We start from the raw sequence: 23,542 nt of genomic DNA, 5'->3' as shown, positions 1-23,542 counted from the left end.
CGGAGGCGCCCGCTCGGGGCACCTCCGGTCAGCTATGTCCTGGTTGGGTTAGTTCGCCATCAACTCGGCGCCTCGCCAGCTGAACTCGGGGTCAACCGCGTACCGAACCGTGATCTTCACGAGATCCTCGGCGTACTTGTTCGCGTGATGCCCACAGAACACCAGCTCGCTCCCACCCGCGAGGGTGATTCGAAGCTTGCCGGCGGCGTTACAGCGGTCGCACCGTTCATCGGCGGCTGGGGGAGCCACCGTCTCGGGCGGCGGCGTGAGGGTCGGGGTCATCGCCTTCCTCCTGCGGTCGTCACCGATGAACACTCTCGTCGGTCATTGCTCACCTATCGTGCAACACCCTTGTGGGGTGTGGCCTTCCCAGTGTGCCCCCGGGGGACCGATGTCACACGTGGTAGAGACAGTGTGCCGTGCCACCAGGGTGCCACGTCAACGATCACAAGTGGGGAACCGCCGATCATCATGCGCCCGATGTACGTGTGGTGATCAGATGGACACGACTGGTTGACTTTTGGGGTCAGTCAAGATAATCGCGTAGCACCTGCGAACGGGACGGATGGCGCAGCTTCGACATCGTCTTGGACTCGATCTGCCGGATCCGCTCGCGGGTCACGCCGTACACCTGGCCGATCTCGTCCAGGGTGCGCGGCTGCCCGTCGGTCAGCCCGAACCGCAGCCGCACCACGCCGGCCTCCCGCTCGGAGAGCGTCTGGAGCACCTGCTGGAGCTGGTCCTGCAACAGCGAGAAGGAGACCGCGTCGACCGCGACGACCGCCTCGGAGTCCTCGATGAAGTCCCCGAGCTGGCTGTCTCCCTCGTCGCCGATGGTCTGGTCGAGCGAGATCGGCTCCCGGGCGTACTGCTGGATCTCCAGCACCTTCTCGGGTGTGATGTCCATCTCCTTCGCCAGCTCCTCCGGAGTGGGCTCGCGGCCCAGGTCCTGGAGTAGCTCGCGCTGGATCCGGCCCAGCTTGTTGATCACTTCGACCATGTGTACCGGGATGCGGATGGTGCGGGCCTGGTCGGCCATGGCCCGGGTGATGGCCTGTCGGATCCACCAGGTGGCGTAGGTGGAGAACTTGTAGCCCTTGGTGTAGTCGAACTTCTCGACGGCGCGGATCAGGCCGAGGTTGCCCTCCTGGATCAGGTCCAGGAACGCCATGCCCCGCCCCGTGTAGCGCTTGGCCAGCGAGACCACCAGCCGCAGGTTCGCCTCGAGCAGGTGGTTCTTGGCCCGCTCGCCGTCCCGGGAGATCCACATCAGGTCGCGCTGCATCTCCCGGACGAGCTTCTCCTCGCCCTCCTCGGCGGCGCGCAGCCGCTCGGCGGCGTAGAGTCCGGCCTCGATCCGCTTGGCCAGCTCGACCTCCTGCTCGGCGTTGAGCAGCGGGACCTTGCCGATCTGCTTGAGGTAGGCCCGGACCGAGTCCGCCGAGGCGGTCAGCTCGGCGTCCCGGCGCGCCTGCTTGAGCGCCTCGGACTCCTCGTCGTCCCACTCGAAGTCGTTGTCGGTCGCGGCGTCGGCGGCGTCCGCCTCGGCGGCCTTGGCCAGCTCGGCCGGCTCCTCGACCACCACGTCCTCGATCTCGGCGGCAAGCTCCTCCGGATCGATGTCCTCGCCGGGACCGTCCGGGTCGCCACCCTTGGTCGGCGCGCCGGCCTTGGCGGCCTTGGCCGGTCCGGTGCCGGCGGCCTTGCCGGCTGCCCGGCCGGGCTTCGCCGGAGCCTTGGCGGCCGTCTCAGCGGCCTTGGCGGCACCAGCCGGCGATGCGCCGTCGGCCGCGAGCGTCGGCTTGCGGGCCGCCGGCTTGCGCGGCGCGCCGGCCGACTCGTCGGCGGCGGGCGCCTGCTTCGGGGCCGGCGGCGCCGACTTCTTGGTCGCCTTGGCGGTGGTCGCCCGCGAGGCGGGAGTGGCGGACCGGGCGGCGGCGACCCGGCGACGGGTACTCGCCGAGCCGTCGACCACGACGGTCACCCCCGCGTCCGAGAGCGCACGCAGGATCTTCTTGGCCTGGGCCGGAGTCACCTCAGCAGACTCGACCGTACGCGCCAACTCGGCCGACGTGAGCTGGCCGCCGGCGTTCTGCGCGTGGGCGATCAGGGTGTCGGTGAGCGAGCGTACGTCGGCGCCGATGTGGCGGGGTTCTGTCACGAATGACCTTCCGGAGGCGATGAGCGAGCACGGCCGGGATCGGCCGGCGCAGCGCTATGCGTTGTGTCGGGCCGATGTGGTTGAGGGACCCCCGTGTCCCGGGCCGGCCGGTGCTCGGCGGTCCGTGGCGCGTGGGCAGGCGTGAATTGTAGCGCCGTCTGCGGCGATCATCCCGCGCCGCACGCCGGAGACGTGGTCCGGGGCCACCGACCCGATGCGCGTGTTGACTTTGTAAGGATGATACTCGCGCCGGGGGCGGGACGTCACAGGCGTGCGGGAAGGGGACGTCATGGACGGCACGACACCGGCTCCGGAGGAGCTGTTGAAGATCGCGGTCGAGGTGGCCCGGGAGGCGGCGGAGACCGCGTACCGGATGCGCGCCGACGGCGTCTCCGGGGTGGCCACCAAGAGCACCGTGACCGACGTGGTCACCGCGGCCGACCGGGCGGTGGAGCGGCAGGCGGTCGCGACCCTGCGGGCGGCCCGGCCCGGCGACGCCGTGCTGGGCGAGGAGTACGGCGACGCCGAGGGCGCCGGCCCGGCCGGTGGCGGCGGCGTACGGTGGATTCTCGACCCGATCGACGGCACCGTGAACTATCTCTACGGGCTGCCGCACTACGCCGTCTCGCTGGCCGCCGAGGTCGACGGCGAGGTGGTCGCCGGAGTGGTCCGGAACGCGGCCACCGGGGACGAGTGGACGGCCGTCCGGGGCCGGGGCGCCTACCGGGCCGGCCGGCGGCTGGCGGGCTCGGTGGAGACCGATCTCGGACAGGCGCTGATCGCCACCGGGTTCGGGTACGACCCCGCGCGCCGGGCGCACCAGGCCGGGGTGCTGCACCGGCTCATCCCGTACGTCCGGGACATCCGCCGGTTCGGCGTCGCCTCGATCGACCTCTGTCTGGCCGCCGAGGGGCTGGTCGACGGCTACTACGAGAAGGGACTGAACCTCTGGGACCACGCGGCCGGCGGGCTGGTCGCCACCGAGGCCGGGCTCCGGGTCGACGGGTTGTCCGGTGCCGCACCCGGGCCGGACCTGGTGATCGCGGCCCCGCCGGCGCTGTTCGGCCGGCTGCACGACCACCTGGCCCGGCTCGACGCGGCCGGCGGCCCCTGACGGTCAGTTCAGGTTGGGGTCGGCGCAGGTCCGGGGCGGCAGTTGCGTGCTGTCGCTGTCCCGCTGGGTCAGCGCCTGGTTGACCTCGGTGATGGTTGCCAGTTGCTTGAACTCGCCGCCGATGACGACGTCGACCACGTCGTCCTTGCGGTCGAGTTGGAACTCCGGCTCCGCCTTGTTCAGGAAGTACGCCCTGAGCACCTGGTAGGAGCCGACACCCTTCGGTCCGAACCGCAGCACCGCGACCTCGTCGTCGATGCCCTTCTTGGCCGGCTCGTTGCCGGCCTTGAGGACCTTGAACTGCCGGTTCTGGAAGTCGGTCTTCACCGTGTTGGCCAGGCCGGCGGTCTCGGTCGCGTTGTAGACATTGATCTTGATGTCTTTGGCGTGCCGCAACCGCGTGTCGGCGAGCTTGTCGCCTTCCTGGCAGTCGCTGGCGACCTCCTTGCCGGCCTGGGTGTCGCGGACGAGGGTGACAGCGACGAACACTATGGCGATCACCGCGAGCACGCCGACGACGAGGAGGGCTCGGACGCGCGCGAAAGTCATCTGCTTGGCTCCTGCGAAGCTGGTGTGGAACAGACACCGGGCGGCCGACCGGACGGGCCACCGTGGCTATCGAGTATGCCGGTGACGCCAGCCGTTGTCCGACCGGGTGCTGAATCCGCCAGATTTGTCGGCGCGCCGACGCCGATCGGCCGACCACTACCCCTATCTTCGTGTCGCCTGAGTCACATTGGGAACAACTCCGCGCGCTCGGACGTACATGTCTGCCGCAGGGACGGTATACATGCCTCGCCCGAAGGGGGGTAAGGTACCCCGCTCGCCGGGGGAGTTCCGCCCGGCGGCCACGACCCGGAACGTGCGCCGGGTCGGGCGACCGGAAGTGAAGGCCGGCCAGCGGGAACCGAAACAGCGTCCTCCGGCGTTACAACCGGAAGCGACTATATCGATATGGGAGAGTGAGACCGATGGCCACCGACTACGACGCCCCGCGTCGCGACGAGGTCGACCTCGGCGAGGACAGCCTGGAAGAGCTCAAGGCTCGGCGGGTCGACTCACAGTCGGCCGCCGTGGACGTCGACGAGGCCGAGGTCGCCGAGAGCTTCGAGCTGCCCGGTGCCGACCTGGCCGACGAGGAGCTCACCGTGAAGGTGCTGCCGATGCAGTCGGACGAGTTCCGCTGCGCGCGCTGCTTCCTGGTGCACCACCGCAGCCAGCTCGCGGTGGAGCGCAACGGTGAGCTGATCTGCCGCGAGTGCGCCTGACCACTGCGGCCGGAGCGGTCTTCCCGGGCAGGGGAGCCCGTCCGGCGGGTACGGGGTGAGTCTTCCGGTACGGGGGGAGCGGCGACCTCCACGGCTGGGGGTCGCCGCGCGTGATTCGACATGCGGGGCTGGCGGGTAACTGCTTGACTCGATGCGCGTGGTGGCGCGCCCCACCGACGACACGCGCTGGAGGTCATGATGAGCCGCTCCGACCGGGCGTCCGACGCTTCCTCGCCGGGACCGACCGATGCCGCCGCGCCGGGACCGACCGACCGGGACGGGCCCGCCCTGCCGGTCGACGGGACGACCCCGGCCACGCCCGCCGGCCGGGGCGCGACGCCAGGTGCCGAACTGGCGTCCCGCGACGACGAGCTGAGTTCGACCGTCGCCGCGCTCACCGCCGACGAGCTGAACCAGTCCCGCCGGCGACGGCTGCTCGGCCGGCTGGTCGGCCAGGTGCGTACCGGGCGACCCGGAAACCTGTTCAAGCCCAAGGCGGCGGTCCGCTGGCTCACCGACACGGTGACGGAGATCGCGCCGCACATCCCGGTGCGCGACCGGGAGACCCTGCTCCGGCACTTCGACGGTCTCGACGGGGACGCGCTGGCCGAGCGGCTGATCCGCAACGCCGTCAGGGCGACCGCCGGGGTGGGCGCGGCCGGTGGCGGCATCGCGGCGGTGGAGTGGGCGGTCACCCCGACCCTGCTCTCGGCACCGGTGCTGCTGGCCGCCGAGACCGTCGCGGTGGTCGCCATCGAACTCAAGCTGATCGGCGAACTGCACGAGGCGTACGGCGTGCGGCTGCCGGGCGGCGGTGGCCAGCGCGCCGTCACCCTGATCCGTTCCTGGGCGGGCCAGCGCGGAGTCAATCCGCTGCTGCCCGGGGTCGGCGTCGGCGCGGTACTCGGCACGGCGGCCCGCAAGGAGCTGCGGGACCGGCTGCTGCGGCGGTTCGGCCGCAACCTGACCACCCTGGGGCCGTTCCTGACCGGCGCGGCGGTGGCCGGTTTCCTCAACGGCCGGGCCACCCGGGGACTCGGCGAGCGGGTCCGGGAGGACCTCCGCCAGGGGCCCAAGGCGCTCGGCGGATGACCGACCGACTCGGCGATCGGTCGGCTCCGATGCCTTGCCCGGGTGCGGGTCCAGCCGGACGGTGGACCGAGTGCGGATCGGGCGGGGGTCAGTCCGGGTCGCGGACCGCGAGGATCGCCTCGGCCAGGCGTACCGGATGGCGGGAGCTGATTACCCAGTAGGGCGTCGGGTCGGCCGGGTCGTCGAGGACCACCTGCACCGCTCCCGGCACCCACGGACGCTGCACCACGAACGCCAGCGGATCGGCACCGACTCCGAGCACCTCGCGCCGGCCCTCGGCGTCCAGCGGGATCGCGTCGGCGACGAACCGCACCGGCAGCCGGGCGTCGTCGACCAGCAGTTCGCCGTCGCGTACGGCGATCCGGATCCGGCCGAGCCAGCCGAGACCGACGGCGGCCAGCGGCAACAGCACCACGAACGGCAGCCAGGCGCGTACGCCGGTGGAACCGAGCCAGAGTTCGGTGGCCAGCAGCCCGGCGGCGGCGATCCCCGCCAGCCAGAGCCACCAGGGCAGGGTCAGCCGCTCGGCGTACCGGGCAACGGCCGGGACGACGGCGGGCTCGGAACTTGTCGGGGCCACGCTGGAAGGGTACGGCCCGACGCGCCCGGTCGACCCGGCAGGATGGGGGCAGCACCGGTGGATCCGCGAACCTGCCAGGAGAGTGAGAGCGTGACGCACGTGCTGCCCGTACCCGTCCGGCGACTCGACCCCGACCTGCCGCTGCCGGCGTACGCCCATCCGGGTGACGCCGGAGCCGACCTGGTCGCCGCCGAGGAGACCGAGATCCCGCCCGGCCAGTGGCGGCTGGTCCGGACCGGTGTCGCGCTGGCCCTGCCCGCCGGGTACGTCGGGCTGGTCCATCCGCGGTCGGGGCTGGCGGCCAGGCTCGGTGTGACCGTGCTCAACGCACCCGGTACGGTCGACGCCGGTTACCGGGGCGAGATCCTGGTGAACCTGATCAACCACGACCGGGTCTCCCCGGCGAAGATCTCCCGGGGGGACCGGATCGCGCAGCTCGTGGTGCAGCGGGTGGAGCGGGTCGAGTTCCTGCCCGTCGACGAATTGCCCGACTCGGTCCGGGGTGCCGGCGGGCACGGCTCGACCGGCGGGCACGCCGGGCTGGTCGCCGCCGACCACCGGGGCGAGCGGGTCGAGGGGACGGCAAGCCGGTGAACCCGCCGGAAAGGGTGGACCCTTTTCAACCTGGACGGCGCGGTGCGTACGTCCCGACTTCCACCTGCGGCCACGGCGGACCGCAAGGGGAGGGTCAGAAAGGTTCAGTGCCCCGGGTCGGACGTCGCCGTACGCCGTGGCCGACAATGCGAGTGAGATCCGCCCATCCGGCATCCGGAAACGGAAGGTAGCAGGTAAGCACGATGATCTTCTCCCGAGGACGCGGCGGGCGCCACTCCCGCGACGAGCGCTCCGGTCGGCAGTCGGCCGACACCCAGGACCTCGCCGCCGCGGCCGAGCCCGAGGGGCCCAGGCGCGGGCCGTACGACATCGGCGACGCGCCGCCGGACGTGCAGCGGCTCGACCTGGGCAGCCTGCGCATCCCGGCCGTACAGGACGTGGAGGTACGCGTCCAGGCCAACCCGGACGGGGTGATCCAGCAGGTCGTCCTGGTGCACGGCGAGAGCGCCCTCCAGTTGGGGGTCTTCGCGGCGCCGCGTACCGAGGACATCTGGCCGGAGTGGCGGGAGGAGATCCGCACCTCCCTGGCGGCCGACGGGGTGGTGGCCGAGGAGGTGGACGGCGAGTACGGCACCGAGCTGCGAGCCCGGGTCCGTACCCCGGACGGGGGCGTCGCCGACCTGCGGTTCGTCGGCGTGGACGGGCCGCGCTGGATGATCCAGGGTGTCTTCCAGGGGCGTGCCGCCAGCGACCCGGCCGCGGCCGGGTCGCTCGCCGAGTGCCTGAACGGGCTGGTGGTCGACCGGGGCCAGGAGGCCAAGCCGGTCCGCGAGCCGCTGCCGCTGCGGCTGCCCCGCGAGGCGGCCGCCGGGGCCGAGCCGCAGCCGGACGGCGACGGATCCGGGCCGCCGGTCAACGGGGTGGTCTCCGGCCACCAGCACCCGCACCGGTCCGAACCGCGACCCCGCCGCGACGGCGCCTGACCCCTGCCCGCCGGGTATTCCTGCGGGTGGGTGCCGGAACGGTCGTGGCGGCGCTTTGGTGCGGCCGCCGGCAGGCGCCCGGGGGTATCCGGACGCGCCCGCCGTCGGCGGGACCCGTCCGGGGGATTCCGGAGGTCAGGGGGCGCCGATCCGGGCGCCGGTGGCGGGCGGGTCGGCAACCCGCCACCGGGCGGCAGGTGCGCCCGTGCCGCACCGGCGTACGCTTGCGGGACGGCTTCACGCCAGTCGTGCCGAGGACGCGCCCGGCGGGCGCGTCGAGGAGGGTGACACCGGGTCATGGCGACCGACCAGGGCCGAGTCTCGTGGCGGGGCTTCCTGCAACGGCTCACCGCGAGCGAGGCCGAGATCGAGGCCGAGGAGTTGCTCCGGGAGAGCGCCGAGTGCGGCAGCACCCCGGCCGGGCAGTGCCGCCGGGGCCAGGTGGTGTCGGTCTCGGGCCGGCTCCGCACCGTGGTCTACACCCCTCGGACGAACCTGCCGACCCTGGAGGCGGACCTCTACGACGGCAGCGACATCGTGACCCTGGTCTGGCTGGGCCGCCGGCACATCTCCGGGATCGAGCCGGGCCGGCAATTGACCGCGCGCGGTCGCATGGCGGTACGGGATGACCGTAAAGTCATCTACAACCCGTACTACGAGCTGGAGTCGCCGCGGTGAGCACGGACGGCGTCGACTCCGGCCGCGACCGGAAGACACACAGATGACCGCTGGACAGCCCCGCACCGACAGCACGGGCAGTGACCCGACGGCAGGCCGGACGGAGGAGGAGGAACCGCTTCCCAGCCTGACCGAGCAGATGGCCGAGCAGCTCGGCGGCTGGCGGGGGATGGTCGAGTCCAGCGTCCCCGTGGTCGTCTTCGTCGCGGTCAACATCATCACCGAGCTGCGTCCCGCGGTGATCGCCTCGGTGGCGGTCGCGGTGCTGATCGCGGTCGTCCGGCTCTTCCAGCGGCGGCCGGTCCGGCACGCCGTCAACGGCCTGGTCGGGATCGGCATCGGCGCCATGATCGCCTGGCGTACCGGTGACGAGCGGGACTTCTACCTGCCCGGCATCCTCTACGGCATCGTCTACGGGCTGGTGCTGCTCGGTTCGGCGGTGATCCGCCAGCCACTGGTCGGCTGGATCTGGTCCATCATCGCCGCCGGTGGCCGGTCCGAGTGGCGGCAGGATCCCCGGCTGGTCCGCACCTTCACCCGACTCACCGTGCTGTGGGGCGTGGTGTGGCTGGCCAAGGTGGGTGTGCAGGCCGGGCTCTACCTGGCCGACATGGACACCGCGCTCGGGATCGCCCGGCTGCTGCTCGGCTATCCGCCGTACGCGCTGCTGCTGGTGATCACCATCTGGGCGGTGCGCCGGGTGAACCGGGTGCCGGCCGTACCGGCCCCGCTCGGCGGCTGACCGCCGCCGGCAGGCCCCGCCCGATCGCCCCTGACGGCTCAGCCGCTGCTGCTGCCGCGGGTCCGTTCGACGCTGTCCGGACCGAGGATCACCTTGCGGACCTCGTCCTCGACCTCGGCGGTGCAGACGAAGATCAGTTCGTCGCCGGCCTCCAGCGGGTCGTCCGGGCTCGGCACCAGCACCCGCTTGCCGCGCAGGATGGCGGTGAGCGCCGAGTCCCGGGGCAGCGGCACGGAGTGGACCGGGTGCCCGACGTACGGGGCGGTCGGCGGCAGCGTGATCTCGACCAGGTTCGCCTCGCCCTGCCGGAACGTCATCAGCCGGACCAGGTCGCCGACGGTCACCGCCTCCTCGACCAGGGCCGCCATCACCCGTGGCTTGCTGACCGCCACGTCGACACCCCACTGGTCGGTGAAGAGCCACTCGTTCTCGGCCCGGTTGATCCGGGCGACCACCCGGGGGACCGCGAACTCCGTCTTGGCCAGCAGCGAGACCACCAGGTTGACCTTGTCGTCGCCGGTGGCGGCCACCACCACGTCGCAGCTCGCCAGGTCGGCCTCCTCAAGGCTGGCCAGCTCGCAGGCGTCGGCGAGTACCCACTCGGCGGCCGGTACCCGCTCCGGGCGGAGCATCTTCGGCTTCCGCTCGATCAGCATCACCTGGTGCCCGTTCTCGATCAGCTCCTGGGCGATCGAGCGGCCCACGTTGCCGGCGCCGGCGATGGCGACCCGCATGTCAGCGCCCTCCTTCCGGCGGCGAACCCGCCACCGTCGTCACCTGGTCGGCGATGTCGTCGGTGACCAGCATGGAGACCTGGTCGCCCTCCTGGAGCACACTGGACGCGGTCGGCAGGGCGGCGATGCCGAACCGGGTCAGGTATCCGACCCGGGCGCCGGTGGCCTCTTCCAGCCCGCGTACCGGCCGGCCGATCCAGTCGTCGTGCACCGGCACCTCGATGATCGACACGGTGCTGGTCGGGTCGCGGAAGATCTCCACGTGCCCCTCCGGCACCAGATGCCGGACGATCCGGTCGGCGGTCCACCGGACCGTGGCCACGGTCGGGATGCCGAGCCGCTCGTAGACCTGGGCGCGCTTGGAGTCGTAGATCCGGGCCACCACCCGGGAGACGCCGTACGTCTCGCGGGCCAGCCGGGCCGAGATGATGTTGGAGTTGTCGCCGCTGGAGACGGCGGCGAAGCCGTCGGCCCGCTCGATGCCGGCCTGGCGGAGCACCTCCGCGTCGAACCCGGCGCCGGTGACGGTGATCCCGCCGAAGTCGGGGCCGAGCCGGCGGAACGCGTCCGCGTCCTGGTCGATGACGGCCACCGAGTGGCCGCGCGACTCCAGGTTGTGCGCGAGGGTCGAGCCGACCCGGCCACAGCCCATGATCACGACGTGCAAGGTAAGTCCTCCCGGGTCACCGTGGGACCGACCCGTCCGGTGGGGTGATGTCACCCTGAGCGTAGTCATCCGGTCCCCCGCCCGTGCCGCCCGACCTCCGCGCCGCCGGATCTCCCGGCGCGTCCCGAACTCCGGAGGGGGCGCGCCACGGCCCGTCACGACGCGGCCCGGCGCGGTCCGGTTGCCAGCCGCGACCCGGTGCCGGGCGACCGGGCTTGCCCTCCCGGTGCCGGGCGACCGGGCTGCCCTCCCGGTGCCGGGCGACCGGGCCGTGCCGGGTGCCGGGTCGGCCGGTTCACCGGGAAGATCGGCCGCACCGCCCGATCGGGCGAATCCGGCAGCCGTACCCTTAGCGGTTGTGGCCAGTCCCACCTCGCTAGTCAAGCGCCTGCTGCTGGGCCGACCCTTCCGGTCGGACAAGTTGCAGCACACCCTGCTCCCGAAGCGCATCGCGTTGCCGGTATTCGCCTCCGACGCGCTCTCCAGCGTGGCGTACGCCCCGGACGAGATCCTGCTGACGCTGTCGATCGCCGGCACCTCGGCGTACCTCTTCTCGCCGTGGGTCGCCCTGGCCGTCGTGGTGGTGATGCTCACCGTGGTGGCGAGCTACCGGCAGAACGTGCACGCGTACCCCTCCGGGGGTGGCGACTACGAGGTGGCCACCGTCAACCTCGGGCCGAAGTTCGGCGTCGGGGTGGCCAGTGCGCTGCTGGTCGACTACGTGCTGACCGTCGCGGTGTCGGTCTCCTCCGGGGTGGCCAACCTCGGGTCGGTGCTGCCGTTCGTCTCCGAGCACCGGGTCGGGGTCGCGGTGACCGCGGTGGTCGTGCTGAGCGCGATCAACCTGCGCGGGCTGCGCGAGTCCGGCACCGCGTTCGCGATCCCGACCTACGGCTTCATGATCGTGATCATCGGGATGATCCTCACCGGGCTGGTCCGGATCTTCGTCCTCGGCCACGACCTCCGGGCGCCCAGCGCCGACCTGGTGGTCAGCGCCGAGCACGCCAACCTGACCGCCTTCGCGATGGCCTTCCTGCTGCTCCGAGCCTTCTCCTCGGGCTGCGCCGCGCTGACCGGGGTGGAGGCGATCTCCAACGGCGTACCCGCGTTCAAGCCGCCGAAGAGCCGCAACGCCGCCACCACGCTGCTGCTGCTCGGCTCGGTGGCGATCGTCATGATCATGGGCATCATCTGGCTGTCCCGGCTGACCAGCCTGCAGTTCATGGAGAACCCGGCCCGGCAGCTCGAGCACGGCCCGGTCGACTACGTGCAGAAGACCGTGACCGTCCAGCTCGGCGAGGCCATCTTCGGCAGCGGGGTCCTGCTCTTCGTGGTGGCCGGCGCGACCGCGCTGATCCTGTTCCTGGCCGCCAACACCGCGTTCAACGGCTTCCCGGTGCTCGGCTCGATCCTGGCGCAGGACCGCTACCTGCCCCGGCAGTTGCACACCCGGGGCGATCGGCTGGCGTTCTCCAACGGCATCGTCTTCCTCGCGTTGACCGCGATCCTGCTGATCGTCGCCTTCCAGGCCGAGGTGACCCGGCTGATCCAGCTCTACATCGTCGGCGTCTTCGTCTCGTTCACGCTCTCCCAGGCGGGGATGATCCGGCACTGGAACCGGATGCTGCGTACCGAGCGGGATCCGGTCGTCCGGCGGAGGATGGTCCGGTCCCGGGCCATCAACGCCTTCGGGATGGGCCTCACCGGGGCCGTACTGGTGGTCGTCCTGATCACCAAGTTCCTGCTCGGCGCCTGGATCGCCATCGCCGCGATGGCCGTGATCTACGCCATGATGCTGGGCATCCGCCGGCACTACGACCGGATCGCCGCCGAGCTGACCCCGGCCGAGGGCCGCCCGGTGCTGCCGGCCCGCAACCACGCGATCGTGCTGGTCAGCAAGGTGCACCAGCCGACCCTGCGGGCGGTCGCCTACGCCCAGGCGACCCGGCCGGACACCCTGACCGCGCTGACCGTGAACGTCGACGAGGCGGACACCCGGGCGGTGCAGGCCGAGTGGGAACGGCACGGGGTGGCCGTGCCGCTGACCGTGATCGACTCGCCGTACCGGGAGATCACCCGGCCGATCCTCGACTTCGTCGCGTCGGCGCGCCGGGAGTCGCCGCGCGACGTGGTCACCGTCTTCATCCCGGAGTACGTCGTCGGGCACTGGTGGGAGAACCTGCTGCACAACCAGAGCGCGCTGCGGATCAAGGGCCGGCTGCTCTTCGAGCCCGGGGTGATGGTGACCAGCGTGCCGTGGCAGCTCGCCTCCACCGCCCGGAAGAACCTGGACCGGTTCGACGCCACCCTCAGCCGCGGACCGGCCCGGGGCCCGCGCGGCAGTGCCGTCGGTGGCCTGCTCGGGCCGCCTCCGCCGTCGAACACCGCCGCCGCGCCGGCGCCGCCGCCCCCGCTGGCCGGTACCGACCTCGACGAGCCTCCGCCCGCCCCCGGGCGGGACACGGCAGGTCCCCGATGAGCACCGGGGAACGGTCCCGGGTGTCCTCGGTGGGCCCCGGTGAAGCGGAGCGGGTCGAGCTGACCGTCGGGCCGGTGGCGCACGGTGGGCACTGCGTGGCCAGGCTGGACGGGCAGGTGGTCTTCGTCCGGCACGCGCTGCCGGGGGAGCGGGTGATCGCCGAGATCACCGAGGTACGCCGGGACTTCCTGCGGGCGGACGCGGTGACCGTACTCGACGCCTCGCCGGACCGGGTCGTCCCGCCGTGCCCGTGGGCGGGGCCGGACCGGTGCGGCGGCTGCGACCTCCAGCACGTCGCACCGGCGGCGCAGCGGCACTGGAAGGCCGAGGTGGTACGCGAGCAGCTACGCCGGCTGGCCCGACTGTCCCCGGAGGAGGTCACCGAACTGGACGTCCGGGTCGACGAACTGCCCGGCGGTCCGCTCGGCTGGCGCTCCCGGGTCCGGTACGCCGTCGACGCCGCCGGCCGGGCAGGGCTGCTCAAGCACCGCTCGCACGAGGTGGTCCCGATCGACCGGTGCCGGATCGCCCGCCCGGCGATCCAGGAGCTGCCGGTGCTGGCGCCCAGCGGCCGGCTCTGGCCCGACGCCGACCTGGTGGAGGTGGTCGCCTCCTCGGCCGGCGACGTGACCGTACGCGGGACGGGGGACGGGGCGCCGGTCGGGGACGGGGCGGCGGTCGGGGACGGGGCGGCGGAGCGGGTCCGGGAGGTGGCGGTCGGCCGGACGTGGCGGCTGCCGCCGGAGGCGTTCTGGCAGGTGCATCCGGCGGCGGCGGAGACGCTGGCGACGGCCGTACTCGACCTGCTGGCGCCGCGGGCCGGCGAGTCCGCCTGGGACCTCTACGGCGGCGCCGGGCTGTTCGCGGCGGCGCTGGCCGGCCGGGTCGGCCCGGCCGGCCGGATCACCCTGGTGGAGTCGGCGGAGCCGGCTGTCGAGGCCGCCCGGGACAACCTGCGCGACCTGCCGCAGATCGAGGTGGTCCGGGCGTCGGTCGGGCCGGCGCTGCGGCGGCGCCGGATCGTCGGGCCGGTCGACCTGGTGGTGCTGGACCCGCCGCGCGCCGGTGCCGGCGCCGATGTCGTCCGGGCGGTCGCCGCGGCCACCACCCGGGCGGTGGCCTACGTGGCCTGCGACCCGGCCGCCTTCTCCCGGGACGCCCGGACGTTCCGGGAGGCGGGCTGGCGGCTGGCCGCGCTGCGCGGCTACGACCTTTTCCCGATGACCCAACACGTGGAGCTGGTGGCGCTGCTGCTGCCGGGCGAGGGCTGAACCCGGCCGGCGGCGGAGGTCGACACCCGGACCGGGGAACGACCTCCGCCGCCGGCTCAGCGGCCGGTACGGCGGCGCTTCAGGGTCCGCTCGTAGTCCTGGAACCGTGCCTTGGCGATCGTCGAGCGGGTCTCCGAACGCAGTACGACGCCCTCGGCGCGGCCCGGCGTACCGTCCAGGGCCACCGTCGTGGCCGGCAGGAGTTCGCCGAGGAACCGGTGGGTCTTCTCCAGGTCGGTCGGCAGCTCGGCGGCGTCGACCGTGGCCAGCCGGGGTACCGTCGGCAGCCCGGCGGCGTCGGCCCGGGCCAGCAGCTCCGGCTCGGCGAGGAACGGCTGACCCGCCGACTCCCGCCAGGACGAGATCCGCTCGGCCGGCCAGTCCAGCAGCTCGGCGTAGTCGTCCAGCACGACCACGTCGAAGAGCCGGGCGCCCACCGTCCGGGCGTCGGTGTAGTGCTTCGACGCGGCGGTCACCTTGCCGCCGTAGACCTCCAGGTAGTGCACCACGATGGCGTCCCGGTCGGCCGGCGGCAACCGGTCGGCGATCGGCCGGAGCGCCTCGACGATGCCGAGCGCCGGGTTGCCGATCAGGTCACCCCGGGCGTAGAGCAGCTCCTCGCGGCTGCCGATCAGGTAACTGCCGTCCGGCAGCGAGACGATCCGACCGTTGACTCCGTCGACCTTCTCGGTCAGCTCGACCCGGCCGGAGAAGGCGACGGTCTCGTCGAGCAGTCCGCCGTTGCGCGGGTCGAGCGAGTGGTAGGTCGGGATGGACGGGTACTTCGTCAACGAGTTGACGGCGGCCAGGTTCGCCGTACGGACGTTGAAGTCGGACATGCTGCCTCCCCGTGATCTGCGCTGCCGTCCACCTGCCGGTGGTTCCGGCAACTCTGCGGGATCGCCGACCGGGCAGGCAACGCAGATTCGGCACGGGTACGCGGGCACACAGCCGGATCCAGCGGCGGAGGATGCGGGGCAGTGGCGGTCGGCGCGGGCGGTGGCTGCCGGGGCGGGGCTCAGGGAATGGCGTGCAGGGCGGACCGGGGCGCCGTGGGGACCGCCTCCGTATCCCGGCGGGCGGCCCGGGCGGCGGCCCGGTCGCGAAGCCGGATCCAGGCGATGATCAGCAGAATCAGCGGCAGCAGCGGCAGCGCGACCAGCAGCACGATACCGACCGCGATGACCTGGCCGACGGCGTACCGGCCGGAGGCCGGGGTGGTTCGGGTCCGGCCGGGGGACCACTCGGGGCGAGAGCCAGCAGGCGACATGTCGAGACCTTAGGGGAGGGTGGGTTACCGGCCATGCTACGGCCCTTGGCAGCATCTGCCCGATTTTTCGGTCGTTCGGCGGATCCCGGACCCGCCACTCGCGGTGTGGGATCGTCGACTGTCCGCAACGGCTGCGCCGTCCGGTCAACGGGACTCTGCTGATCGCCAGCCGTCCGGAACCGGCCGGCGAAGCGGTTCGCCCGCCGGGCCGCTTCCGATCGGCTACCCTGCGCGCCGGGATGCGCACCGAACCTCTGTCACCTGGACGGCGTGGGCCCTCCGTGGCACTGCTTCGGCGGCCCGGCTGCGGGCCGGTCCGGCCCCGATAGACTCTGCGGCTATGAGCCTGTGTAGGGAGCGAATCAGCCAGCCCAGCGCCGTGCGGCCCGATACCCCTGCCGAGCGCGGCGAGGTGACGGCATGACGGTGGAGGAGTCGGAGACGTCCGCCGGACGGTTGTTGGGCGCGGTCCGTGGACCGCAGGACGTCAAGCGGATGTCCGCCGAGGATCTGGCGTCGCTCGCCGCCGAGATCCGGGACTTCCTGGTCGCGAAGGTGTCCCGGACCGGCGGGCACCTCGGCCCGAACCTCGGGGTGGTCGAGCTGACCCTGGCCATGCACCGGGTCTTCGACTCGCCCCGGGACCGCTTCCTGTTCGACACCGGTCACCAGGCGTACGTGCACAAGATGCTCACCGGGCGGCAGGAGGGCTTCGACCAGCTCCGCCAGCGCGGTGGCCTCTCCGGCTATCCGAGCCAGGCGGAGAGCGAGCACGACCTGATCGAGAACTCGCACGCCTCGACCGCGCTCTCCTATGCGGACGGGCTGGCCAAGGCGTACGCGCTGCGCGGCGAGTCGCGCAACGTCGTGGCGGTGGTCGGCGACGGGGCGCTGACCGGCGGCATGTGCTGGGAGGCGTTGAACAACATCGCCGCCGCCCGCAACCCACTGGTCATCGTGGTGAACGACAACGGCCGGTCGTACGCGCCGACGATCGGCGGCCTGGCCGACCACCTGGCCACGCTGCGGCTCAACCCCGGCTACGAGAAGGTGCTGGACGTCGTCAAGGAGGCACTCGGCTCCACCCCGCTGGTCGGCAAGCCGATGTACGAGGTGCTGCACGCGGTCAAGAAGGGCATCAAGGACGCGGTCGCGCCGCAGGCGATGTTCGAGGACCTCGGCATCAAGTACCTGGGCCCGGTCGACGGGCACGACGTGGCCGCGATGGAGTCGGCGCTGCGCCGGGCCAAGGGCTTCGGCGGGCCGGTGATAGTGCACGCGGTGACCCGCAAGGGTCTGGGCTACCGTCCGGCCGAGGAGGACGACGCCGACTGCCTGCACAGCCCGGGCACGTTCGACGTGCAGACCGGCAAGCTGCTCGCCACCCCGTCGGTGAAGTGGACGCACGTCTTCGCCGACGAGTTGGTCGCGATCGCCGACGAGCGGCCGGACGTGGTCGGCATCACCGCCGCGATGGCCGAGCCGACCGGCATCGCCGCGCTGGCCCGCAAGTACCCGAACCGGGTCTACGACGTCGGCATCGCCGAGCAGCACGCGGCCACTTCCGCCGCCGGCCTCGCCATGGGCGGCCTGCACCCGGTGGTGGCGGTCTACGCGACCTTCCTGAACCGCGCCTTCGACCAGGTGCTGCTCGACGTCGCGATGCACAGGCTGCCGGTGACGTTCGTGCTGGACCGGGCCGGGATCACCGGCCCGGACGGGCCGAGTCACTACGGCATCTGGGACATGTCCGTCTTCGGGGTGGTGCCCGGGCTGCGGATCGCCGCGCCCCGGGACGCCGCGACCCTACGGGCGGAGCTGCGCGAGGCGGTCGCCGTCGAGGACGGGCCGACGATCCTGCGCTTCCCGACCGGTACCGTCGTCGCCGACCTGCCGGCGGTGCGCCGGGTCACCGCCACCGGCTCGGTCTCCGGCGGGGTGGACGTGCTCGCCGAGTCCGCCCGGACCGACGTCCTGCTGGTCGCGGTGGGCGCCTTCGGGCAGCTCGGCGTCGAGGTGGCCGCCCGGGTCGCCGAGCAGGGCTACGGCGTGACGGTGGTCGACCCGCGCTGGGTCCGGCCGGTCCCGCCGGAGCTGGTCACGCTGGCCGGCAGCCACCGGCTGGTGGTCACCGTCGAGGACGGTGTACGCGCCGGTGGGGTCGGTGACGCGCTGGCCAAGGCGCTGCGCGACGCCGACCTGCGGGTGCCGGTACGCGACCTCGGCGTGCCGCCGGTCTGGCAGCCGCACGGCACCCGGGCGCAGATCCTCGCCGACCTGGGGCTGACCGCGCAGGACGTGGCCCGGGACGTCACCGGCTGGGTCTCCCAGCTCGACGACGAGCCGATCGCGCCGGTGCGGGTGACCGCCCCCAACGGCGACCGGGCGGCGAAGGGACGCAACGGCCGGGGTTGACCGCCGGACGTGTCGGCGCCGACGCCCCGGTCCACCCGACCGGACTCGTCGGCGCCGATCCATGTCCGCCCTACCGGCAGGTGTACGTCCGGGTCCCGGCGGCACGTGTCCACCCTCCCGGGCAGGTGTACGTCCGGTCCCGGCGGCACGTGTCCGCCCTACCGCCGACCAGGTCCCGCCCTGCGGCAGGGATGGTGCGACGACGGCCGGGAGCCGCTGGTCGAGTGGTTGTCAGTTGCCGCCGGCAGAGCGGTCGGTGGTCTTGTCCGAGGCGATCAGGCTGAACGTCTCCCGGGTGGCCGGCTTCGGCACCACGACCAGGCCGGGGCGGTCGACCAGTCGGGTCGTGTTCGCCGGCAGTGCGAGGCTGGTCTCCGGGCTCGGCTGCCAGACCAGCACCACGACGGGGCTGGACAACGGCAGGACGTACGCCTGGAGCGGCTCGAGCCGGTCGGCGGCCGAGACCAGCGGCGGACCTCCGGCGGGCCGGAACAGGGCCGCCGTCATCATGCCCTCGTCGGTGCGCCAGCTGAGCTGTTCGAGCTTGGCCGGCTCCTCCCCGGCACCCACCAGCTCGACCTCGGCCAACTCCTTCGTCGACAGGCGGTCGATCGGCCAGGAGACCGGCACCGATCCGGGGTGGGCCTCGCCGTGCACCCGGTGCGGGATGCTGCCGAACGGCCCGGTCTTGGTGCCGAGAGCGCAGGTGTCGAGGCCGTCCAGCACCTTCGTGCCGGAGCCGGTGTCGTCGCCGACCAGCGGATAGCGCGGCCCCTCGATGCCCGTGCCGAGGTCGATGAGCCGGTCGGCGGCCTTGCCGCTCGGCAGCGACTCGCTGGGACGCAGCCGGGCGGTGACGGTGCGGGCGGCGCAGGCCGGCAGCGCGACCGGGCCGGTCAGGCCGTCGGTGACGGCCAGTGGCCGGCGGTCCGGCCCGAGGAGCCGGTCGACCCGGGCGGAGACGAGATAGCGCCGGCCGGTGGGCAACTGCACCGGCAGCACGTCGGAGTAGACCAGGTAGCCCGGATCGGTGTATTCGACCGCCCGGTCGACCGTGAAGTCCGCTCCGTCGCCGGTCAACTGCAACAGCCAGGACCCCGCCTCGCCGGGCACGTCGGCGGCGACCAGCGCGAGCCGGCCGCCGTCGACCTCGCCGAGCCAGAGGATGCCGGAGGAGGGCAGGTGCACCCGGTCTTCGACCGGGGAGCGCCACTTGTCGACGGCTCGGGCCACCGCCGCGGTCGCTTGTGGATCACCGGCCAGGGCGCCCCGCGAGGGCCACACCTGGAGGGTGCCGTCCAGCGTGTCGTAGCCGACCCGGAGCGCGACCGGAGGTTCCTTCGGGACGGTGCCGCAGCCGCCGGTGAGCAGAGCCAGCGTGAAGGCCGCGCCGACGATCCCGCTACGAGGGAGTGAACCCACCGCTGTGCTCCCGATCCGCCTCAGTCGTCAACAGAAGCCACATCCTACGAGATCTCGGACGCGGCTCGGGCGCGACCCGGGAAAGCCCGACCGATCGGGGACCAGGGTCCCGGCGACACGACTCGCCCTGCGGAAACCCGCCGCCCAGGCAACTGGGACCAATGGGGTACTCCTGTAGACTCCGCCGACTGTGACGCTTGCCGAGCCACGTCTGCACACCACGCCGGACCCGGAGGGCCCCGAGTCAGGAAGCCGAACGGCGACCGGAACCGACGGGGGCGCGGCGGAGTCGGCGGGTTCGGGCGCCGGTTCCGAGACCGGCTCGGGTACCGCGTCGGCGGCCGCCGCCGACGAGGAGCAGACGCGGCGTCCCGGCGACGCGGGCGAGGACGCGGGTACCCCGGACCGGAACACCGGCCAGCCGGCCACCCGGCCGGCCCGCTGGCCCACCTGGCGGCGCGACCTCGCCGTCTACGCCGCCTTCCTGGTCGCCGGTCTCTGGGTGACCAGCCAGATCTGGCTCGACCCGGCCGGCCGGGTCGCCTCGCTCTACAGCAGCGACCCCGCACAGGTGCAGTACTTCCTCGCCCACTCCGTCCGGGTGGTGCTGCACGGCGAGTTCCCGTTCTTCACCGACCGGTTGAACTATCCTGACGGCGTCAACCTGATGGCCAACACGGCGATCCTGGGGCTGGGCATCCCGATGGTGCCCGTGACGCTGCTGTTCGGTCCGGCGGTGTCCTTCGTGGTGCTGGTGACGATCGGCCTGGCCGGCACCGCCTCCGCGTGGTACTACGTGATCTCCCGGCACCTGGTCAGCGCCCCGATCGCGGCGATCGTCGGCGGCTGGTTCTGCGGCTTCTCCCCGGCGTTGCTCTCGCACGCCAACTGGCACCCGAACATCATCTCCCAGTTCCTGCTGCCGTTCATCGTCTGGCGGGTACTGGTGCTGACCCGCTCCACCCGGCCGGTCACCGACGGCGTGATCCTCGCGCTGCTCGTCACCTACCAGGCGTTCATCAACGAGGAGATCCTGCTCTTCACCGCGATGGCCTGCGGGGTCTTCCTGCTCGCCGTGCTGGCCCAGGAGCCGGCCCGCTGGAAGGCGGCCTGGCGCCCGCTCGGCGCCGGCCTGGCGGTCTGCGCCGTGCTCGCCGGGGCGCTGCTGGCGTACCCGCTGATCGTGCAGTTCGCGGGCCGGCAGGCGTACCACGGGCTCAGCGACGCGGTGCGGGACTACGGCAACGACCTTGCGGCGTTCTTCGTACCCGGCTCCACCACGCTCGGCGGCAACCAGCGGGCCAATCTCGACCTCGCCCCGAACTACTCCGAGGAGAACGCCTTCTTCGGCTGGAGCCTGGCGCTGCTGACCGTGGCGATCGTGGTCTGGCTCCGCCGCGAGGTGCTGATCCGGGCGCTCGCGGTGACCGGCCTGCTCTTCGCGATCCTCTCGCTGGGCGAGCGGATCTCCTGGTGGAACCGGGGCGCCTTCTGGGGACCGTGGGACATCCTGGTGAAGGCCCCGCTGCTCGACGCGGTGGTGCCGACCCGGTTCGGCCTGATCACCACCGTGGTGATCGGGCTGATCCTCGCGCTCGCCACCGACCGGGCCTGGAAGCTGGAGATCGCCGATCGGCGGGCGCTGCGTGCCGTGGTGGTGACGGCGCTGGCGATCGCGCTGGTGCCGATCCTGCCGCTGCCGTTGCGCGAGGTGAGCCGGCCAGCGGTGCCGCACTTCATCACCTCGGGACAGTGGCGGCCGTACGTCGGCCCGGACCAGACGCTGGTGCCGGTACCGATCCCGGCGATGGGGCACACCAACGGGATGCGCTGGGCGGCCGCCACCAACCTCGACTTCAAGATCCCGGGCGGCTACTTCCTCGCTCCCCGCAACGGCAACACCGGCGACCCCGGCCGGTTCGGTGGGCGGCCCAGCGGGCTCAGCGCGGTACTCGACCGGGTCGCCACCAGCGGCCAGCCGGCGACGCTGACCGACCGGCAGCGCCGGCGGGCCCTGGACGAGCTGCGGCACTGGCGGGCCGCCATCCTGGTGCTGCCGGTGCGGCAGGACAACGTCGAGGCGCTGCGCAGCACCGTCGACCAGCTCGCCGGCCCGGCCCGGCGTACCGCCGACGTGTGGCTCTGGGACGTCCGCGCACTGACCAACCGCACGCCTGGGTGAGCGGGCCGGGTCGACCCGCCGAGACCGCGCCGGACGTCGCGGTCCCGGCGGCCGTGCCGGCGACCAGCATCGCCGGCCGCCGGGAGGTGGTGCGGCGCATCGCCGCCGACCGGCTCGGCGCACTGCGTGCCTGGTCGACGCGGCGGCGGGGTCCGCTGGTCGACGCGGCGGCGGTGCTGCTCTGTCTGGCCGCCGCCGGTTACGTCACCTCCGGACTCTGGCTGCACCGGGACCGGATGACGTACGCCAGCAACGACATGATGCTCTTCGAGTGGATGCTGGCCCGGGCCGCCCGGGCGGTGACCCACCTGGAGAACCCGTTCTACAGCACCGCGTTGAACGCGCCGGACGGGATCAACCTGATGGCGAACACCTCGGTGCTCGGCCTGGGCGTGCCGCTGACCCCGGTGACCCTGCTCTTCGGCTCGCAGACCAGCTATCTGCTCGCGGTCGTGCTCTCGCTGGCCGGTACGGCCACCGCCTGGTATCTCTTCCTGTCCCGGCGGATCGTCGACTCCCGCCTCGGCGCGGCCGTCGCCGGCCTGTTCTGCGGGTTCGCGCCCGGGATGATCTCCCAGGCCACCGGGCACCTGCACATGATCGCGCAGTTCCTGGTGCCGGCGATCCTCGCGGTGGTCTTCGACCCGCGCACCGACCGGGTGGTCCGGCGTGGCGTACTGCTCGGAGTGCTGGTCGGCTATCAGGTCTTCCTCGGCGAGGAGGTGCTGGCCTTCCTGGTGCTGGCCTGCGGGCTCTTCACCGTCGGCTACGCGGTCTCGGCCCCGCGCACCGCCCGGCGGCTGGCTCCGGCGTTTCTCGGCCGGCTCGGCGTCGGCACGCTGGTCGGGGTGGTGCTGCTGGCGTACCCGCTGTGGTTCCAGTTCTTCGGGCCGGGGCACTATCGCGGGCTGCCGTTCGACCCGAAGGCGTACCCGCTGGACCTCGCGTCGTTCACCGCCGCGTCCCGGCAGTCGATCACCGGTCACGACTCGGTGCCGGGCCTGCTCTCGCCGAACCTGACCGAGGAGAACTCCTTCTTCGGGCTGGCGCTGATCGTGCTCTGCGCGGTGGTGGCGATCTGGCAGTGGCGGCGGCCGCTCGTCCGGGCGCTGGTGCTCTGCGTACTCGTCTTCGCCGCGCTGTCGCTCGGCGAGGACCTGCGGCTGGGCGGGGAGGTGCTGGACCTGCCCGGCCCGTACCGGCTGGTCTCGGCGCTGCCACTGATCGACCTGGCGGTGCCGGCCCGGTTTCCGCTGATCTGCGTACCGGCCCTGGCGATCCTGCTGGCGCTCTCCTTCGACGGGGTGTTCCGGCGTACGGCCGGCGGCGGTGCGGCGGACAGCGGTGCGGTGCCGGAAGCCGGGGCAGGGGTGGCCGGCGGGCGGGTGCCGGTCCGGCTGCTCTGGACCGGGGCGGTGCTCGCCGTACTGCTGCCGGTGGCGCCGACGCCGCTGCACACCAGGCCGGTCTGGCCGGTACCGGACTTCGTCGCCAGCGGCGAGTGGCGGTCGTACGTGCCGCCCGGGCGTACCCTCGTGGCGGTGCCACCGACCAGGGGCTCCGAGGCGATCGCCGGGATGTTCTGGTCGGCCCGGACCGGGCTGGCCTTCACCGCCCCGGGCGGCTACTTCATCGGGCCCACCGGGCCGGACGATCCGCAGGCCCGCTGGGGTGCACCGGACCGCCCGACGGCAGTGCTGCTCGACCGGGTCGCCGCCACCGGTGAGGTGCCGCCGATCGGTGAGGTCGAACGGCGGCAGGCGATCGAGGACCTGCGGCACTGGCGGGCCGCGATCGTGGTGCAGGGTGGCCTGCACCGGGGCGTGCCGGTCAAGGAGACCCTCGACCAGTTGCTCGGGCCGGGCCGGGACATCTCCGGCGCCTGGGTGTGGGACGTCCGCGCCCTCGTCGGCTGAGCCGTCGGCGCCG

The 23,542-nt window shown here is 72.8% G+C and carries 21 protein-coding genes; 12 read left to right on the top strand and 9 right to left on the bottom strand.

Annotated features, from left to right (window positions below; genetic code table 11):
* Positions 1–48: 48 nt before the first annotated feature.
* Both ACQEVC_RS43890 and ACQEVC_RS43885 read right to left on the bottom strand, forming a co-directional pair.
* Positions 49–282 (bottom strand): DUF7455 domain-containing protein, encoded by a 234-nt coding sequence (locus ACQEVC_RS43890; RefSeq protein ID WP_203860997.1) that lies wholly within the window; start codon positions 280–282, stop codon positions 49–51.
* Positions 283–526: 244 nt separating this feature from the next.
* Positions 527–2,161, bottom strand: coding sequence for an RNA polymerase sigma factor (locus ACQEVC_RS43885; RefSeq protein ID WP_432890299.1), 1,635 nt, complete (start codon positions 2,159–2,161; stop codon positions 527–529).
* Positions 2,162–2,450: 289 nt separating this feature from the next.
* Here ACQEVC_RS43885 and ACQEVC_RS43880 point away from each other — a divergent pair, with 289 nt between their 5' ends.
* The gene (locus tag ACQEVC_RS43880) at positions 2,451–3,275 is read left to right on the top strand and encodes an inositol monophosphatase family protein (protein ID WP_432890297.1); all 825 of its coding nucleotides are present in this window, start codon (positions 2,451–2,453) and stop codon (positions 3,273–3,275) included.
* Positions 3,276–3,278: 3 nt separating this feature from the next.
* Here ACQEVC_RS43880 and ACQEVC_RS43875 read toward each other — a convergent pair whose 3' ends face one another.
* Positions 3,279–3,824 (bottom strand): LytR C-terminal domain-containing protein, encoded by a 546-nt coding sequence (locus tag ACQEVC_RS43875; RefSeq protein ID WP_432890295.1) that lies wholly within the window; start codon positions 3,822–3,824, stop codon positions 3,279–3,281.
* Positions 3,825–4,246: 422 nt separating this feature from the next.
* On the opposite strand from ACQEVC_RS43875, the gene ACQEVC_RS43870 reads away from it, so the two are divergent.
* Complete coding sequence (locus ACQEVC_RS43870; protein ID WP_203861001.1) at positions 4,247–4,543, top strand: DUF4193 domain-containing protein; 297 nt, start codon at positions 4,247–4,249, stop codon at positions 4,541–4,543.
* 198 nt (positions 4,544–4,741) lie between these two features.
* Positions 4,742–5,635 (top strand): hypothetical protein, encoded by an 894-nt coding sequence (locus ACQEVC_RS43865; protein WP_432890293.1) that lies wholly within the window; start codon positions 4,742–4,744, stop codon positions 5,633–5,635.
* 88 nt (positions 5,636–5,723) lie between these two features.
* Here the strand turns inward: ACQEVC_RS43865 and ACQEVC_RS43860 are convergent, their stop codons facing one another.
* A complete protein-coding gene (locus ACQEVC_RS43860) occupies positions 5,724–6,215 on the bottom strand; it encodes a DUF3093 domain-containing protein (protein WP_432890291.1) in 492 nt (163 codons plus the stop codon).
* Between the two features lie 42 nt (positions 6,216–6,257).
* Between ACQEVC_RS43860 and dut the strand changes: the two genes are divergently transcribed.
* The 4 genes from dut to ACQEVC_RS43840 all read left to right on the top strand — a co-directional run bounded on the left by dut (position 6,258) and on the right by ACQEVC_RS43840 (position 9,173).
* Positions 6,258–6,809, top strand: a complete 552-nt coding sequence (gene dut, locus ACQEVC_RS43855) for a dUTP diphosphatase (protein ID WP_432890288.1) — start codon at positions 6,258–6,260, stop codon at positions 6,807–6,809.
* Between the two features lie 203 nt (positions 6,810–7,012).
* Positions 7,013–7,753 (top strand): DUF3710 domain-containing protein, encoded by a 741-nt coding sequence (locus tag ACQEVC_RS43850; protein WP_432890286.1) that lies wholly within the window; start codon positions 7,013–7,015, stop codon positions 7,751–7,753.
* A 297-nt stretch (positions 7,754–8,050) separates the two neighbouring features.
* Positions 8,051–8,431 (top strand): OB-fold nucleic acid binding domain-containing protein, encoded by a 381-nt coding sequence (locus ACQEVC_RS43845; RefSeq protein ID WP_318395149.1) that lies wholly within the window; start codon positions 8,051–8,053, stop codon positions 8,429–8,431.
* Between the two features lie 43 nt (positions 8,432–8,474).
* Positions 8,475–9,173, top strand: coding sequence for a DUF3159 domain-containing protein (locus ACQEVC_RS43840; RefSeq protein WP_432890282.1), 699 nt, complete (start codon positions 8,475–8,477; stop codon positions 9,171–9,173).
* Between the two features lie 38 nt (positions 9,174–9,211).
* Here ACQEVC_RS43840 and ACQEVC_RS43835 read toward each other — a convergent pair whose 3' ends face one another.
* Both ACQEVC_RS43835 and ACQEVC_RS43830 read right to left on the bottom strand, forming a co-directional pair.
* Positions 9,212–9,907, bottom strand: a complete 696-nt coding sequence (locus ACQEVC_RS43835) for a potassium channel family protein (RefSeq protein WP_318395147.1) — start codon at positions 9,905–9,907, stop codon at positions 9,212–9,214.
* A 1-nt stretch (position 9,908) separates the two neighbouring features.
* Positions 9,909–10,574 carry a potassium channel family protein gene (locus ACQEVC_RS43830; protein ID WP_107258644.1) on the bottom strand — a complete coding sequence of 222 codons (666 nt, stop codon included), beginning with the start codon at positions 10,572–10,574 and terminating at the stop codon, positions 9,909–9,911.
* Between the two features lie 358 nt (positions 10,575–10,932).
* Between ACQEVC_RS43830 and ACQEVC_RS43825 the strand changes: the two genes are divergently transcribed.
* Both ACQEVC_RS43825 and ACQEVC_RS43820 read left to right on the top strand, forming a co-directional pair.
* On the top strand, positions 10,933–13,053 hold the full coding sequence (locus ACQEVC_RS43825; RefSeq protein ID WP_432890278.1) for an APC family permease: 2,121 nt from the start codon (positions 10,933–10,935) through the stop codon (positions 13,051–13,053).
* Positions 13,050–14,324, top strand: a complete 1,275-nt coding sequence (locus ACQEVC_RS43820; RefSeq protein ID WP_432890276.1) for a class I SAM-dependent RNA methyltransferase — start codon at positions 13,050–13,052, stop codon at positions 14,322–14,324. Before ACQEVC_RS43825 ends, ACQEVC_RS43820 begins: the two co-directional genes overlap by 4 nt.
* 56 nt (positions 14,325–14,380) lie before the next feature.
* Here the strand turns inward: ACQEVC_RS43820 and ACQEVC_RS43815 are convergent, their stop codons facing one another.
* Complete coding sequence (locus ACQEVC_RS43815) at positions 14,381–15,163, bottom strand: RNA ligase family protein (RefSeq protein ID WP_432890274.1); 783 nt, start codon at positions 15,161–15,163, stop codon at positions 14,381–14,383.
* Between the two features lie 179 nt (positions 15,164–15,342).
* Complete coding sequence (locus tag ACQEVC_RS43810; RefSeq protein ID WP_432890272.1) at positions 15,343–15,594, bottom strand: hypothetical protein; 252 nt, start codon at positions 15,592–15,594, stop codon at positions 15,343–15,345.
* 420 nt (positions 15,595–16,014) lie between these two features.
* Between ACQEVC_RS43810 and dxs the strand changes: the two genes are divergently transcribed.
* A complete protein-coding gene (gene dxs, locus ACQEVC_RS43805; protein ID WP_432890270.1) occupies positions 16,015–18,009 on the top strand; it encodes a 1-deoxy-D-xylulose-5-phosphate synthase in 1,995 nt (664 codons plus the stop codon).
* Between the two features lie 231 nt (positions 18,010–18,240).
* Here dxs and ACQEVC_RS43800 read toward each other — a convergent pair whose 3' ends face one another.
* Positions 18,241–19,431 (bottom strand): hypothetical protein, encoded by a 1,191-nt coding sequence (locus tag ACQEVC_RS43800; RefSeq protein WP_432890268.1) that lies wholly within the window; start codon positions 19,429–19,431, stop codon positions 18,241–18,243.
* A 190-nt stretch (positions 19,432–19,621) separates the two neighbouring features.
* Here ACQEVC_RS43800 and ACQEVC_RS43795 point away from each other — a divergent pair, with 190 nt between their 5' ends.
* Both ACQEVC_RS43795 and ACQEVC_RS43790 read left to right on the top strand, forming a co-directional pair.
* Positions 19,622–21,613, top strand: coding sequence for a hypothetical protein (locus ACQEVC_RS43795; protein ID WP_432890265.1), 1,992 nt, complete (start codon positions 19,622–19,624; stop codon positions 21,611–21,613).
* Positions 21,610–23,529: a hypothetical protein gene (locus ACQEVC_RS43790; RefSeq protein ID WP_432890263.1), complete on the top strand. Its 1,920-nt coding sequence runs from the start codon at positions 21,610–21,612 to the stop codon at positions 23,527–23,529. The genes ACQEVC_RS43795 and ACQEVC_RS43790 overlap by 4 nt, the downstream gene beginning before the upstream one ends.
* The last annotated feature ends 13 nt before the right edge of the window (positions 23,530–23,542 follow it).

This window comes from Plantactinospora sp. CA-294935, assembly GCF_050936445.1.
GTDB lineage: Bacteria > Actinomycetota > Actinomycetes > Mycobacteriales > Micromonosporaceae > Plantactinospora.
This window is presented reverse-complemented; position numbering and strand designations above follow the sequence as displayed.